The sequence below is a fragment of the Ruegeria sp. CDSA246 genome (assembly GCF_059611225.1).
In genome coordinates this window covers 46,111-61,116 of the sequence record NZ_JBXWPD010000006.1, presented here as the reverse complement: position 1 = coordinate 61,116, position 15,006 = coordinate 46,111, and the positions used below count along the sequence as shown (strand labels likewise).

General features: G+C 58.2%; 9 protein-coding genes. 6 read left to right on the top strand and 3 right to left on the bottom strand.

Features of this window, described 5'->3' with window-relative positions; translation table 11 throughout:
• Window positions 1-61: 61 nt before the first annotated feature.
• The 6 genes from AC2FI9_RS08960 (at window position 62) to AC2FI9_RS08935 (ending at window position 7,671) form a co-directional block, all read left to right on the top strand.
• Window positions 62-628, top strand: coding sequence for a hypothetical protein (locus tag AC2FI9_RS08960; protein ID WP_496767092.1), 567 nt, complete (start codon window positions 62-64; stop codon window positions 626-628).
• A 152-nt stretch (window positions 629-780) separates the two neighbouring features.
• A complete protein-coding gene (locus AC2FI9_RS08955) occupies window positions 781-1,662 on the top strand; it encodes a LysR family transcriptional regulator (protein ID WP_496767091.1) in 882 nt (293 codons plus the stop codon).
• An 85-nt stretch (window positions 1,663-1,747) separates the two neighbouring features.
• On the top strand, window positions 1,748-3,451 hold the full coding sequence (locus AC2FI9_RS08950) for an NAD(P)H-dependent oxidoreductase subunit E (RefSeq protein ID WP_496767090.1): 1,704 nt from the start codon (window positions 1,748-1,750) through the stop codon (window positions 3,449-3,451).
• Between the two features lie 13 nt (window positions 3,452-3,464).
• On the top strand, window positions 3,465-6,248 hold the full coding sequence (fdhF, locus tag AC2FI9_RS08945) for a formate dehydrogenase subunit alpha (RefSeq protein WP_496767089.1): 2,784 nt from the start codon (window positions 3,465-3,467) through the stop codon (window positions 6,246-6,248).
• 111 nt (window positions 6,249-6,359) lie between these two features.
• Window positions 6,360-7,166 carry a cyclase family protein gene (locus AC2FI9_RS08940; RefSeq protein ID WP_496767088.1) on the top strand — a complete coding sequence of 269 codons (807 nt, stop codon included), beginning with the start codon at window positions 6,360-6,362 and terminating at the stop codon, window positions 7,164-7,166.
• Window positions 7,150-7,671 (top strand): thioesterase family protein, encoded by a 522-nt coding sequence (locus tag AC2FI9_RS08935; RefSeq protein ID WP_496767087.1) that lies wholly within the window; start codon window positions 7,150-7,152, stop codon window positions 7,669-7,671. The genes AC2FI9_RS08940 and AC2FI9_RS08935 overlap by 17 nt, the downstream gene beginning before the upstream one ends.
• Window positions 7,672-7,683: 12 nt before the next feature.
• Here AC2FI9_RS08935 and AC2FI9_RS08930 read toward each other — a convergent pair whose 3' ends face one another.
• The 3 genes from AC2FI9_RS08930 to AC2FI9_RS08920 all read right to left on the bottom strand — a co-directional run bounded on the left by AC2FI9_RS08930 (window position 7,684) and on the right by AC2FI9_RS08920 (window position 14,947).
• A complete protein-coding gene (locus AC2FI9_RS08930; protein WP_496767086.1) occupies window positions 7,684-11,763 on the bottom strand; it encodes a translocation/assembly module TamB domain-containing protein in 4,080 nt (1,359 codons plus the stop codon).
• Window positions 11,760-13,508 (bottom strand): autotransporter assembly complex protein TamA, encoded by a 1,749-nt coding sequence (locus AC2FI9_RS08925; RefSeq protein ID WP_282120693.1) that lies wholly within the window; start codon window positions 13,506-13,508, stop codon window positions 11,760-11,762. The genes AC2FI9_RS08930 and AC2FI9_RS08925 overlap by 4 nt, the downstream gene beginning before the upstream one ends.
• Before the next feature lie 215 nt (window positions 13,509-13,723).
• Window positions 13,724-14,947, bottom strand: a complete 1,224-nt coding sequence (locus AC2FI9_RS08920; protein ID WP_113791601.1) for a urate hydroxylase PuuD — start codon at window positions 14,945-14,947, stop codon at window positions 13,724-13,726.
• Window positions 14,948-15,006: the final 59 nt, after the last annotated feature.

The window sequence follows — 15,006 nt, the reverse complement described above, 5'->3', positions numbered from 1 at the left end:
GACAGGCGGGTTTTGCGATACCCATTCTGCAACGAGTCCGTCGATACGCTTCAAGCGGGCTATGAAAACCAGCCGAAGTAGCTACATCATCGGCATGGTGAAGTTCGTATTGGCATTAACTACGGCTGTTCTTCTATCGTCACTTCCCGTCCTCGCCGACAAAACGGACGAGGCGATTGAGATAGTTTCATGCATCAACATGGCGAATGGGCATTCTGAGCCGGTGTATGGAACGCCTTGGGAACTATCGCAGGCAGTGCTTGAGCTGCCCTTTAAACATGAGTTAGAGCGACTGGCCGACGGGTACTTTTTTATTGGCGGAAGACGACTCGGGTATCACGGCACTTGGGCGGCGTTTCTTGATCTTTCTCTCAGCGATGGGATCGCTTATGAAGTGAAAGATCAGGACGACGCCCTTTTGATTTTTGCGTCCAGCTTTGTACCGCCCGAGGTTGTTTCGGCCTTGGGCGAGTGTGGTGTAGTATGGGGCGGTTTTTGGATTGAGGAATATCCCATTGTGGTCCTCGACCCTCCGCCTGTAACGCCGCTGCCCGAGGAACAAAGGCTACCCAACAATCCACTAGAAAGCGGTGTGGACTTGCTTCCTCCCAAAAGAACATCGGAGTAACCCCGATGTTCCGTGACATCCTGTTCAGTCCCGCGCCAAATCTGTTTTTGTTTGACTGAGGCGATTCTGACACCCTCCACAACTCCGAGCTTTTCTCACAGGCAAAAATCCCGCTAGAGTGATATTCGACCCGCCATCCGAGACAACTCCAAATGATCGAAATCCGCGACCTGCAATTGCTTAGCGCTTTGGCGCGGCATCGTCATTTTGCCAAGGCGGCCGAAGAATGCGGGATTTCTCAGCCAGCGTTTTCCATGCGTATTCGGAATCTCGAGGACCGGCTGGGCGTCTCAATCGTGCGCCGCGCCAACAGGTTTCAGGGCCTGACTGAAGAAGGCGAGATGATCGTCCAGCGCGCGCGGCGCATTCTGGATGAGACAAAGGCGCTGGAACAGCAGGTTCTGGCCTCGAAGGGAGAGATTACCGGGACACTCAAACTGGGTGTAATCCCAACCGCGATTGCCTTTACCGGACGGCTGATCAAGCGGCTGCATCAGGCGCATCCGCGCGTTGTCACACGGATCGAAACCATGTCGGCCTCGTCCATTCAGCACCGGTTGGACGAAGGTAGTCTGGATGCGGGTATCACCTATGGCGACAGCATTGGCACCGACCTGCGGCAGGTTCAGCCGTTGTACGAAGAGACTTACGTGCTGTTGATACCGTCGCATATGACCGAAGAAACCGGGCCGATCCCGTGGACACAGGTCGCCGAGTTTCCACTCAGCCTGCTTGAGCCGCAGATGCAGAATCGTCGCATACTGGACCGCATCTTCGCTGAGCAGGGTCTCCACCCCCCAGTGGTCGCTGAAACCAGTGGCTTTACTGCCTCAATGGTCATGGCGCGTGAAGGGCTGGCAGCCACAGTTGTCCCCCGCGTTCTGGTGCGTGCGCTGGGTGATCTTAAGGGGACGCGTGTGCTGCCTCTGGTCGATCCTGTTGTAAGTAAACCGATTTGTCTGGCCACCTTAAGCCGAGACCCGGAATTGCCAACGGTTGGTGCTTTGCGCGCTGTGGTGACGTCTTTACGGTGATAAGGTGTCGTTATCGTGCGATAGCGATAAGAGATTTGACGATATGCTATTCTGATGAGACACGGAGCCTCAATCGGAGGGCATCATGGCACCATTAGATACCAAGCCATCAGGCGCACCCAAGGGCGTCTGGAAGTCAGGTAAAGGCAAAGGGCGGCACACGCCCAAAGGCCGTCAGTTCACGGATGAGGCGCAGACCGAGATTGCGCGCCTGTTGGGCGACCGCCCGCGCCGCCGCGACCTGCTGATCGAATTTCTGCATTTGATTCAGGATGAGCACGGCCATATCAGCGCTGATCACATCGCCGCGCTGGCGATTGAGATGCGGATCGGTCAGGCAGAGATCTATGAGACCGCGACGTTTTACGCCCATTTCGACGTGGTGAAAGAAGGCGAGGTGCCTCCGCCCGCGCTGACGATCCGTGTCTGTGATTCTCTCTCCTGCGAAATGGCCGGTGCCCAGCAGTTGCAAAAGGCCCTGGAAGATGGCTTGGACGCATCCGAAGTGCGTGTGGTGCGCGCGCCCTGCATGGGGCGTTGCGATACGGCCCCGGTGCTTGAGATTGGTCACAACCACATCGACCATGCGACCCCGGAAAAGGTGCAGGCCGCAATTGCCGCCGGTGATACTCACGCCCATCTGCCCGATTACGAAACCTTTGCCGCCCATGAGGCAAACGGCGGTTACGCCAAGCTGAAAGAGCTGCGCGAGAGCGGCGACTGGGAGAAAGTACAAGAAGACGTTCTGTCCTCAGGCCTGCGCGGTCTGGGTGGTGCTGGCTTCCCGTCCGGCAAGAAATGGGGCTTTGTTCGCATGAACGAAGGCACCCGCTATCTGGCCGTGAACGGTGACGAGGGCGAACCCGGTACCTTCAAAGACCGTTATTATCTAGAGCGTGCGCCGCATGTTTTCCTTGAGGGTATGCTGATCGCTGCTTGGGCGGTCGAGGCAGAGACGTGCTTCATCTACATGCGTGATGAATACCCTGCGGTGCTGGAAATCCTCGCCCGCGAGATTGCCGCGTTGGAAGAGGCCGGGATCGTCGAAAAGGGTTACATTGACTTGCGCCGGGGTGCTGGTGCTTACATCTGCGGTGAAGAATCCGCGATGATCGAGTCGATCGAGGGTAAGAAGGGCCTGCCGCGCCACCGTCCTCCGTTTGTGGCGCAGGTTGGGGTCTTTAATCGTCCGACCTTGGTGCACAACGTCGAGACGCTGTATTGGGTCTCAAAGATCTGCCGCGAAGGGCCGCAGATTCTGAACTCTGTCGAAAAAAATGGTCGTAAGGGCCTGCGCAGCTATTCAATCTCGGGGCGGGTGGCCAAGCCGGGTGTTTACCTGCTGCCGGCGGGTTCGACCATTTTGGACGTGATTGAGGCCGCTGGTGGCATGATCGAAGGTCAGACCTTCAAAGCGTATCAGCCGGGTGGTCCATCCTCGGGCCTGCTGCCTGCGTCGATGGATGATATCCCATTGGATTTTGACACGCTGCAGCCACATGGCACCTTTATTGGATCAGCCGCTGTGGTGGTTCTGTCCGATCAGGACACCGCACGCGATGCCGCGCTGAACATGCTGCGCTTCTTTGAGGATGAAAGCTGTGGCCAGTGCACGCCATGCCGGGCGGGCTGCGAAAAGGCCGTGAAGCTGATGCAGGCTGACAAGTGGGATCAGGATCTTCTGGAAGATCTGTGCCAGGTTATGGGCGATGCCTCGATCTGCGGTCTGGGGCAGGCGGCCCCGAACCCGATCCGCCTGGTCATGAAACATTTCGCTGACGAAATCTGAGGGAGACAGAGCCATGCTTGATGCAAGCCCAACCAAGACCGTCACCTTCAACCTGAACGGCGATGACGTCACCGTGCCCGAGGGCTGGACCATCTGGGAGGCGGCCAAGGGGCAGGGATTTACCATTCCGCACCTCTGCCACAAGCCGCAACCGGGCTATAAACCCGACGGCAATTGCCGCGCCTGTATGGTCGAGGTGGAAGGCGAGCGCACTCTGGTCGCCTCGTGCATCCGTCCGGCTGCGGACGGAATGGTGGTAAAAACCGATAGCGACAGGGCCGAGAAATCGCGCGCAATGGTCATGGAATTGCTGGTCGCCGACCAACCCGAAGAGGCGCACGATAAATCCAGCCACTTCTGGGATATGGCCAAGCTGAACGATGTCAGCGACAGTCGCTTCCCGGCGAAAGAAGCCGAGAAAATCCCTCTGCTGGATGACAGCCACGTTGCAATGCGCGTCAATCTGGACGCCTGCATCAACTGCAACCTCTGTGTCCGTGCTTGTCGCGACGTGCAGGTCAACGACGTGATTGGCATGGCTGGACGCGGGCATACCGCGCAGGTGGTGTTTGACCAGAACGACCCGATGGGGGATTCGACCTGTGTCGCCTGTGGTGAATGTGTTCAGGCCTGCCCGACAGGTGCGTTGATGCCAGCCACTGTGCTGGACGATCAGCAGCAGGGGGACAGCAAGGATTACGATAGCGAAACCGAAAGCGTCTGTCCGTTCTGCGGCGTCGGCTGTAAGGTTTCGCTGAAGGTCAAGGACGGCAAGGTCAAGTATGTCGAAGGCATTAACGGCCCAGCAAACGAAGGCCGCTTGTGTGTCAAAGGTCGCTTTGGCTTTGACTATATCCACCACCCACACCGCCTGACCAAACCTCTGATCCGGCGTGAGGATGCGCCTGCAAAGGGGTTGAATGTCGATCCGGGCAATCTGGGCACTCATTTCCGCGAGGCGACCTGGGAAGAAGCAATGGATCTGGCGGCCACCAAGCTGAAAGCGCTGCGTGATGAAGATCCGCGCAACGTCGCTGGCTTTGGTTCGGCCAAATGCACCAACGAAGAAGCCTATCTGTTCCAGAAATTCATTCGTCAGGGCTTCAAGCACAACAACGTCGACCACTGCACCCGTCTGTGCCATGCCTCGTCCGTGGCGGCGCTGATCGAGAACGTGGGCTCGGGCGCGGTGACGGCCACCTTTAACGAGGTCGAGAACTCGGATGTGGTTATCATCATCGGGGCCAACCCAATCGAAAACCACCCCGTGGCGGCAACCTACTTCAAGCAGTTCACCAAGCGCGGTGGCAAGCTGATCGTGATGGACCCGCGCGGCGTCGGTATGCGCAAGTTCGCAGACGAAATGCTGCAGTTCCGTCCGGGGGCGGATGTCTCGATGCTCAACGCGATCATGAACGTGATCGTCGAAGAGGAACTGTACGACAGCCAGTACATCCACCGCTGGACCGAGAACTGGGAAGCCGAAAAAGAGCATCTGCGCGCCTTCACACCCGAGGCGATGGCGCCGATCTGCGGCATTGAACCGGATCAACTGCGCCGTGTCGCGCGTACCTTCGCGCAGGCCAAGGCTGGTCTGATCTTCTGGGGTATGGGCGTCAGCCAGCACATTCACGGCACCGATAATTCCCGCTGCCTGATCTCGCTGGCATTGATGACCGGCAATGTTGGTAAACCCGGCGCGGGTCTGCACCCGCTGCGTGGCCAGAACAACGTGCAAGGCGCGTCTGACGCGGGTCTGATCCCGATGTTCCTGCCGGATTATCAGTCGGTTATGGATGACGGCATTCGGGCCAAGTTCAACAATGTCTGGGACTCGGACGACTTCTCTAACGAGAAGGGCCTGACCGTCACCGAGATCATCGATCAGGCCTATGCGGGCAACATCAAGGGCATGTATATTCAGGGCGAAAACCCGGCCATGTCCGACCCGGATGTTGGTCACGCACGGGAAGCATTGGCCAAGCTGGAGCTGATGATCGTGCAGGATATCTTCCTGACCGAAACGGCCAACTATGCCGACATCATCCTGCCCGCCTCGGCGCTGTATGAAAAGAACGGCACCGTGTCGAACACCAACCGTCAGGTTCAGCGTGTGCGTCCGGCTGTGGCACCTCCGGGCGAGGCGCGTGAGGACTGGAAAATCACCGTCGAGCTTGCGCAGCGCATCGGGCTGAACTGGGACTACACGGATGTGTCTCAGGTCTTTGCCGAGATGAAGCTGACCATGGCGTCACTCGACAACATCACCTGGGAGCGGCTTGAGACCGAGACGATCACCTATCCATCGCTCAGTGAGACCGATCCGGGTCAGGCGATCGTGTTCGGTGACGGCTTCCCGCGGACAGACGGACGGGCCAAGTTCACCCCGGCCAGTGTCATCCCGCCGGATGAAGCGCCGGATGAGGAATACCCGATGATTGCCACAACCGGCCGTCAGCTGGAACACTGGCACACCGGGTCGATGACTCGCCGGTCCAACGTTCTGGATGCTGTGGAACCGGAAGCAAACTGTTCGATGAACCCTCGTCAGCTGAAACTGATGGGGATCGAGCCGGGCGAAATGATCCGTCTCACCACCCGTCGTGGCTCGATCGAGATCATGGTTCGAGCCGACCGGGCGATCGCCGAAGATATGGTGTTCATTCCGTTCGCCTATGTCGAGGCGGCGGCGAACATTCTGACCAACTCGGCCATCGACCCGTACGGCAAGATCCCCGAGTTCAAGTTCTCGGCCATTCGCGTCGAAAAGATCGAAGACGCCATCGCGGCGGAGTAAATCCGTCAAATACAGTATTGGAAGGGCGGCCCATTGGGTCGCCTTTTACTTTCCTTGACAGCAGCTTACCTGCGGCCAACCCTGTCACCGTTCTTGGTGGAGGAGTTTTACATGGCACGCCGTTTCGTCGATTTATCCGTTCCGTTGGAAACCGGGATTGTGTCCGATCCGCCGATCATGCTGCCGGAAATCGAATATCTGGCCCATGACCAGACCGCCGAACAAGTCATGTCCTTCTTTCCGGGCCTGCAGAAAGATGATCTGCCCGGCGGCGAGGGCTGGGCCATCGAACGCCTTCAGATCGCCACGCACAATGGCACCCATCTGGACGCGCCTTACCATCACCATTCGACCATGAACAATGGTGAGAGGGCGATCACCATCGACGAGGTGCCGCTGGAATGGTGCATGAACCCCGGCGTGAAACTGGATTTTCGCCATTTCGACGATGGTTATGTGGCGACCGCCGCCGACGTCGAAGCCGAGTTGAAACGGATTGGTCACGAATTGCAGCCGTTGGATATCGTGGTCGTGAATACCTCTGCTGGCACGCGGTATGGGCATCCGGACTATCTGGCCAAAGGGTGCGGCATGGGGCGCGAGGCAACGCTGTATCTGACCAAACGCGGGGTGCGCGTAACAGGAACTGACGCCTGGAGCTGGGACGCACCGTTTCCATTGACCGCGCAGGAATATGCTGAAACGCAAGATGCATCGATTATTTGGGAAGGGCACCGGGCCTCGATGGAGGTTGGCTATTGTCACATGGAAAAACTGACGAACCTTGAAACCTTGCCGCCAACTGGGTTCGAGATTTCCTGTTTCCCCTTCAAGATAAAAGGGGCCTCAGCCGGATTTATCCGCGCGGTCGCAATCTTTGAGACCCAAGAAGGAGCACTTGATGCAACTGACGCCTGAAACGCTGGCCGGGCATGACGGACCTTATGATGCCCCGCTTGAATTCCGTGGGTTCAAGGCGCGCCCCGAGTGGATTGACTATAACGGTCACATGAACGTGGGCTATTACGGCGTCGCCTTCGACAATGCGCTGGAGCTGTTGATGGTGGATCATCTTGGGCTGGGTGAGTCGCAGGTAAATGCGATGGGGCAGGGACCTTACATTTTGCAATCCCACATGAATTTCCTACGCGAAATACTGGAAGGTGAGGCCTTCAGCATCCGATTTCGACTATTGGACGCAGATCACAAACGCGGCCACTTTTTTGCGCAGATGGTGTCGGAAAAGGACGGCGTTGTTTGTGCCACGCAGGAAGCGCTCTTCATGAATGTCAGCCATACGACCGGCAGGTCGGTTGCCTATCCGGATTGGGCAGTCACACGCTTACAGCGCATGGTAAAGGATCATGCGGCGATCGACCTGGCCCCAGAGGTCGGACACCCGATCGGCATCCGCAGAAAGTGAACTGTGACCTGCTTAGTAGTCGCGCGAAAAGAAGACCCCAACACCAGTCTCACCCCGTCCATCTACAGTGCCTTTCACAGTGAAACTGTCGGTAACGTCCAGGTTCAGGTTCACCTCGGTGTCGCCTTCTGTGTTGACGGTGAAATCGGTGTAGAGGTTGTCGCTCAGATACGCTCCGGCGCCGAGCCGGCCCGCGCCACCGTCGGACACGCCGATGTCCACGGTGTCGACGCCCGTAGACTCGCGCAGGCCTTTGGTCGCGTCTCCGCCAGCGCCGCTGAGTTGTGCCAGCGAGGCCGCCATCTGAGCGATTACGAACGGTGACAACTCTGAGAAGCGATTACCGAACAGCAGCATGGCCAAAGCTTCCTCGGCTGGGCGCTCCGGGTCGGAAAAGACGTTGACCTCGGGCGAGTCCAGTGGTCCGGCGATCTCGATCGTTGCCGTGCCATCAGAGGTGCTGGTCGAGGATTCGAACTCGATATAGGGCGTCAGGTCCCCCTGCAGCGTAACAATGCCTTTGGTCAGTGCCAGTCTGCGGCCAAGAATGTCAAAATTACCACGGATCAGCTCGATCTGACCGGATGGAATGACCGAGGTAGTGGTGCCGCCGATGTGGATTTTTCCTCCCAGCTCTGCGTTGACACCACGCCCGCGGACAAACACGGCCTTGGGCGCCAAAAGACTGACGTCCAGCGCGATACGTGAAGCGCTTTTGCCTGCGCCTTCTTTTTCGACCAGACCAGCGCGCTCACGGGTGACATAGCCCGCCTGACTTTCGTTTACGTGCACGATGTCCGGAATGGGTGCCGCCCCCACGGCACCTGATGCAGCCGCGAGGTTGATATTGGTTTCGCCAAACGTGATCTGTCCAGCGATCGAGCTGTTACCCGCCAGCGCCCCGGTCATAGCAATTTGTCCGTTCAGCGTGGTTTCATACAGCAACTGATCGGTCAGTACGAGGCTGTTAAGGGCGGTCGTGATATTGGCATTGAATGGTGGTGAAAGGTCTACAGGCCCGCTGACGGTAAAATTGCCGCCTGCCCGTGGTCCGCCACTTAGGGAAATCGTGGCGCGGCTATTCGCAAGTTGGACCGATCCGCTGATGCCAGTGATCGTCTGTCCTGCGCCGGGAATTGCCAGCGACGTACCGGAAGTGGTGATCGAACCGGACAGGGATTCCAGTGCCGGTTTGCCAGACAGGGTAAGGTCATAGCGAGCGCTGCCGTCGATCTTGTTGGGCGTGATAAAGATATTGGCAATGCCAAGATTGACGCCGCCAACGGCTTTCATGTCCGCTTCTCCGGTGCTTTCGTCGAAGGTACCAGAGACTTTGCCGCTAATCTCCGCAGGCCCGTCGGCTTGGGCGTCGATTGTCCAGACACCCTTGTTGCGCTTAGCGCTGCCATTGGCGGCCACTGTACCCGGAAACTCAGGTACAAAACGCTCGATCCGGTTGAACTTGGCGTCAAAGTCCAGATCCGCCGACCCATCGCTGTCCACCGTCCCGGCAAGCTTGGCGTATGAACTGTCGGGGCCATTCAGGTTGACCGTGCCTTCCACGCCCTTGGATGTCGGGGCAACGTTTCCATCCAACGTCAGTGGACCGGACATCGTGTTCAACACCCGCGCCAGATCGTCCAATTTGACCGAGAAATCCAGCCCGCCCGCTTGACGGTCCAGCTTGCCCGAAGCCGTCGCGGTTATGGCCGTTCCGTTCAGGCGGAACGTTTGAATGCTAAGGCCATCTTCCCCATTCTGTGCATCTACGGACAGGGTCGTCTGGCCCTGAATCAGCTTGTCCACGGCCTCGATGCCGGTCTGAATGTCGTTGGCATCGAGATTACCTTGAACATCGAAGGCTCGGGTAGACAGGGTACCGTTGCCTTGCACGTTTGCCGCGATCGAACCCGCCAGATCACGCCCGGCCAAACCGGAAAACAGGGACAGGTTCGGCACGCTCAATTGCGCTTGCCCATCTGCCGACAGATCTCCGGTAGGGTCGTCGACGGTTGCCTGAACCTGTGCGCTAAGGGCGCGGCCATTCACCGAAGCGCTGCGGATGTCGATACTGTCTGCGGTTCTGGCACCGTCCCATTCGATCTCGGTTCTGCCGGTCAGTAGCGGGTCAATATCGGCCATGCCGGTCTTGACGTTCTGACCTGTCACGCTGGCCGTGCCGTCAAATTCCAGCGATTGTACCGTGCCTGTACCGTTCACGGTCGCCTGTAGGGAACCGCCAAGGTCGCGTTTTGCCAAGCCAGAGAAGACCGACAAGTCCGATGCGTTGACCCGGGCCTGCCCATCAATGGTCAGGTTGCCGTCGGGCGTCGTCACAACACCGCTGGCCACGGCTTTGGCGGCCTCACTGTCCAGATCGAATTCACGGATAGTTATGCCGTTTGTGCCGCGGCTTGCGTCCAGAGTGATCGTGGTCTCTCCGGTGATAACCGGGTCGATATCGTCACGGCCAGTAGACAAGTCGCGGCCCTGAACCATGACTTTGCCGTCAAAGCTGCGTTCCAGCGGTGAACCTTTTCCGGTCACGCTGGCCGAGACCTGCCCACCAAGGTCCAGCTTGGCAAGGTCCGAAAAGCGCGACAGGTCAGTTGCGTCCAGCTTGGCTGTTCCGTCGACGCTCAAGCCGCTGGTCAGCCCGGAAATCAGCGCGTCCAGCGCCAGCGTGTAGTCAGAGCCCACAAGCTCGAACCCAGAAAGGTTCAGTGACTGGTCGCTGCTATAGTCGAACTGGCCATCAAGCGTGATGCGATCGCCCAAAGCCGTGGTCAGCGCGTCATCGGCCATGTCTATTCCGCCGACCGCTATTTGAACGTCGCCGTCGACAGTCAGAACCTCGCCCTGATCCAGGGTGCCTTGTGCGGTGATCCGGGCATCACCCAGCCTGGCCTGCGGGGACGCGAATTCGTTGGCCGTCAGGCTCAGATCCCAAAGGTTTCCGTTCTGGCGGTCAAACAGTGCCGACACCTGCGCCGCCTTGATAGAGGTATCGCCCCCCGCGACCGGAAGAACGACGGCTTCGCCATCCGGCGGAGTGATGCGCCCTTGCAGGGCCGCCAGTTGCAATTCACCACCTTCGGCCAATTGAAGCTCACCCTTCAGATCCAGTGCCTGCGTGGTGAGTTCCAAATCCGAGATGTCCAGCGCGCCCTCGGGCTTGGTCTGGCCATCGACATAAAGCCGTGATTTTGGGCCGAAGAACGGATCAATGTCCTCCCCCAGAAAGGGTGTCAGATCGCCGTTCAGATCAGCGGTGAACGCAATACTGTCCGCTGCGCCACCCTCGGCCGCCTGCAGCTGAACCTGCCCGGTAACGCGCATCTGGTTGTCGCTGCTCAGCCCGATATCGGCAGTGAAATCCGACAGCGGGCCCGCGCCCTTGGCTGTCAGGCCGATCGGTGGGCTGTCAGGGATCTTCAGCGCGGTTGAAATCAGACCGCCGGAGGCTTCGTTCACTTGCAAATCCAGATTGATCTCACTTGTTGAGTTCTGGAAACCAGCCGCCAGCTTGATCTCATCCCCTGCGCGGTCCAGTCGGATCACGTCCAGATTGGTGTCCAGCGCCCCATCTGCCAGCGACAGGTTGCCTGTCACGCTCAGATCAGCAGCGACACCGATCAGCGGCTCACCAAGAGACAGCTCATCCACCCGGATTTCACCGATTTCGACGGAAACTGGCAGTTCGGGCAGTTGAAACGGTTGCGTTTCCGCCGAAGCAGGTGGTTCTTCCTTGGTCGTTGTGCCCGGTGCACGGGCAATATCGATTTCCTGCGCGGTCAGAGAGTTGACCGAAAACCGGCCGCGGATCAGTGCCAAACGGTTCCAGTCAAGTTCGGCGTCCTTGATGGTCAGCCAAACACCTTCATCATCGGCAACTGTGATCTCTTCAATCGTCGCGCGCGCGCTCAACGCGCCTTGCAGGCCCTTAACGGTCACGTTTTGGTCGTCGCCGGAGAGCGTATCCTGCAGGAAGTTTTCCAGCATGCTGCCGCCTTCTTCCTGCGCGGCAAGTGGCAGAGGGGCAGACAGCATCAGCCCCGAAAACAATAACGGATATGCGCGACGTCCAATCAAAATGCCTGTCCGATCCCGATATAAAACTGCAAACCGTCGCCGGTGTCGCCCTGCACTGGAACGGCCAGATCCAGCCGCAAAGGACCAAAACCGCCCAGATCATACCGAACCCCAAGTCCGGCACCCGCGTGATATTCTGCGCCGCTGCCGATGAATGAGGATGTGTCAACGGTACCGTAGTCATAAAACCCGACCAGAGATATGGCTTCGGTGACTTTGCCGCGCACCTCCGCGGAAAGACCAAGGAAAGATTTGCCGCCTGCGATCCCAGTGCCGACAGGGATGCCAAGACTCTCGTAGGGTTGGCCCCGAACCGTTCCGGCACCGCCCGAGAAAAACAGGAAGTCTGGTGTTACACCGTCCGGCGACGGCCCGAGCACCGATCCCAGCTGTACGCGACCGGCCAGAACCAGCCGTCCGCCGGTGCCGAGGCTGGTATAGCCGCGTCCATCAAAAAACATGCGTATGCCGCTTTCGGTTTCGGACAGACCAGCAAAGGGCGTGATCTGCGCGTCCAGATAAAAGCCGCGCGTTGCGCTGACCTTACTGTCGCGCTCGTCCCATTCCGAACGCAAGGGAAGGATGAAATATCGGAACCTGCGGTCATCGCCATAGGCGTCGTCCGCGCTGGACCACTGAAACCCGGCTGAGGCTTCGGCATATAGGCGATCAGAGAACGTGCGCCGGGCACCGTAGGCCAGCGACGCAACGGTGACGTTGTAGTTTTCTGTGTTGCGCCGTTCCAGAAGCGCGTTCCAGAAAGTGTTGTCATCGGGACCAAGCCGGTCGGGCTGATCCAGACGCAAGCCGATCCGGCCGTCGATATCCTCGGCACCGCCGATATTACGGACTGCCGCCTCGAACCGCAGACGTTCGGCACGCCGGAATACGTTGCGGTGCGTCCAGGTCGCGGTCACGTCTACCCCGTCGCGCGAAGCGATCTCGGCGCCAAAGGTCAGTCGGCGCTTGGGTAAATCTTCAAACGTTGCGTCGAAATCCAATGTGCCGTCCGGGTTCGGAGTGTCCCTCTCTTCAATCGAAACAACGTTGAAGGTCCCGGTCCGCCGCAACCGTGTGCCGACCTTCTGGATTTTCTCGGGCGAATAGACTTCGCCTGCCGGAAACCCGGCGATCTTTTCTATTGACCGGTGGCGCACATCGGTGTCGCCCTTGATGATCATTTTGCCAAATCTCAGGCGCGGGCCGGGGGTAAGGTCGATCTCGGCATCCAGCTTGGCCTCGGCATGGCGGGCAATGACTTTCTGGCCTTCGACTTCGGCCTTGGCATGACCCGCGTTGCGCCAACCCTGCACGCCAGCTGACGCGGCTTGTTGGATCGCGCCGGTGGTCGCGAGTTTGCCGACCGCAAACTCCTCGGGCAGAACTGTTTCGGGCGTTATCGGTTGTACGATGGCTTCGCCAAAGGTGAACTTGGGGCCGGTGTTGACCGTGATTACCGCGCTATTGATCTGCGCTGGTACGCTGAGCGAGCTGATCTCAGCTGCTTCTTTTCCGTCCAGTTTGATGCTTACGACTGGGCTGAAATACCCTTCGTCATAAAGAATTTGGACTAGAGTGCGATAATCCGAAAGCGCCGCCGACAAGATCTCAAGCGGCGTGTCCAGCCCGCGAGATTCGGCCGTCGTAACCGAGGAGGTTTCCTCCATCCGCTCGACAAGCTCTTTTGAAGCACCCGGAGCTGTTAAGGTGGTTTCCAGCGCGGCCAATGCGGTCGGCAGGGTCATTGCAATCGCGCCGAGAAGGCATCTCTTCAAAAAGGCGCGCGGCCTGCTCCCCGGCATCTGATAGCTCCAACTGCCCCAACTCGAAATCACATTTGCCGTTTTTTGCAAAGCAACGGCTGATTACATTCATGTTAGAGCATCAGAGTCCTTGCAGGAAAAGACTAAATCCAGCGTCGCCTGAATTTTGCGACCTGTGTGATTGATCGGTCTCGGGATCAGGAACCTGCGTTGCGAAACCAGCGGATGATTGCCTCTCGGTCCTCGGGCTCCATGTAGGTGACGTTTGCGGGGGGCATCGCGTGGCTGACCCCCGCCTGCAGATAGATTTGCTGGGCGTTGCGGGCAATGTCGCCTTCAGTTTCCAGCAATACGCCCTTTGGCGCCCACAAAATGCCCTCCCACACCGGTTCGCGCGCGTGGCACATCGAACAGCGTCCAAGAACAACGTCATGGGCCTCTTCAAAGCCATCGGCGGCAGCATATTTCTGTTCAAACGGTGTCAGTGGCTGTGCTTCGGCCTCTTCCAGAGGTTTGTACATAGGGGCAGTAGACAACCACATGATTGCGATGAACAACAGTGCCGTGACCAACCACGTCCAGGTCGGATCGCCTGCCCGTGCGTGGCGCGTGTTGAAGTAGTGTCGGATGGTCACGCCCATCAGGAAGACCAGAGCCGCGATGATCCAGTTGTATTCTGTCGCAAAGGCCAGCGGGTAGTGGTTCGACAACATAAGGAACACCACCGGCAATGTCAGGTAGTTGTTATGCGTCGAGCGCAGCTTGGCGATTTTGCCGTACTTTGGGTCAGGTGTACGGCCGTTCTTCAGATCGTCTACCACGATGCGTTGGTTCGGCATGATGATGAAAAACACGTTGGCTGTCATGATCGTGGCCGTGAATGCCCCCAGATGCAGCATCATCGCACGACCGGTAAATACCTGATTATAGCCCCATCCCATAACAACCAGCAGCACAAACAACAGCACCATCAGCAGGGTAGGACGTTCACCCAAACCCGATTTGCATAGGAAATCATAGATCAGCCAACCGACAGTCAGCGAGGCGGCCGAAATCAGAATGCCTTGCCACAGCGCCAGATCGGCTTTTTGTGCGTCGATCAGATAAAGCTCTCCGCCCACCCAGTACACGATCATCAGCAACCCGGCCCCGCTGAGCCAGGTCGCGTAGCTTTCCCATTTGAACCAAACCAGGTGTTCCGGCATCCGTTCGGGCGCAACTAGGTATTTCTGAATGTGGTAAAAGCCGCCGCCATGTACTTGCCATTCCTCGCCATCCGCCGGGCCGGGGATGTCGCGGTTCAGACCAAGGTCCAGTGCGATGAAATAAAATGAGGATCCGATCCAGGCAATGGCGGTAATAACGTGCAGCCAGCGCACGGCAAAAGCCATCCAGTCCCAGAACACGGCGAAGTCGTACATGAGAAAGCTCTCCGATTGGTTGCCGTCACACTAGGCAAAGGGCACTTTCTTCGGTATTC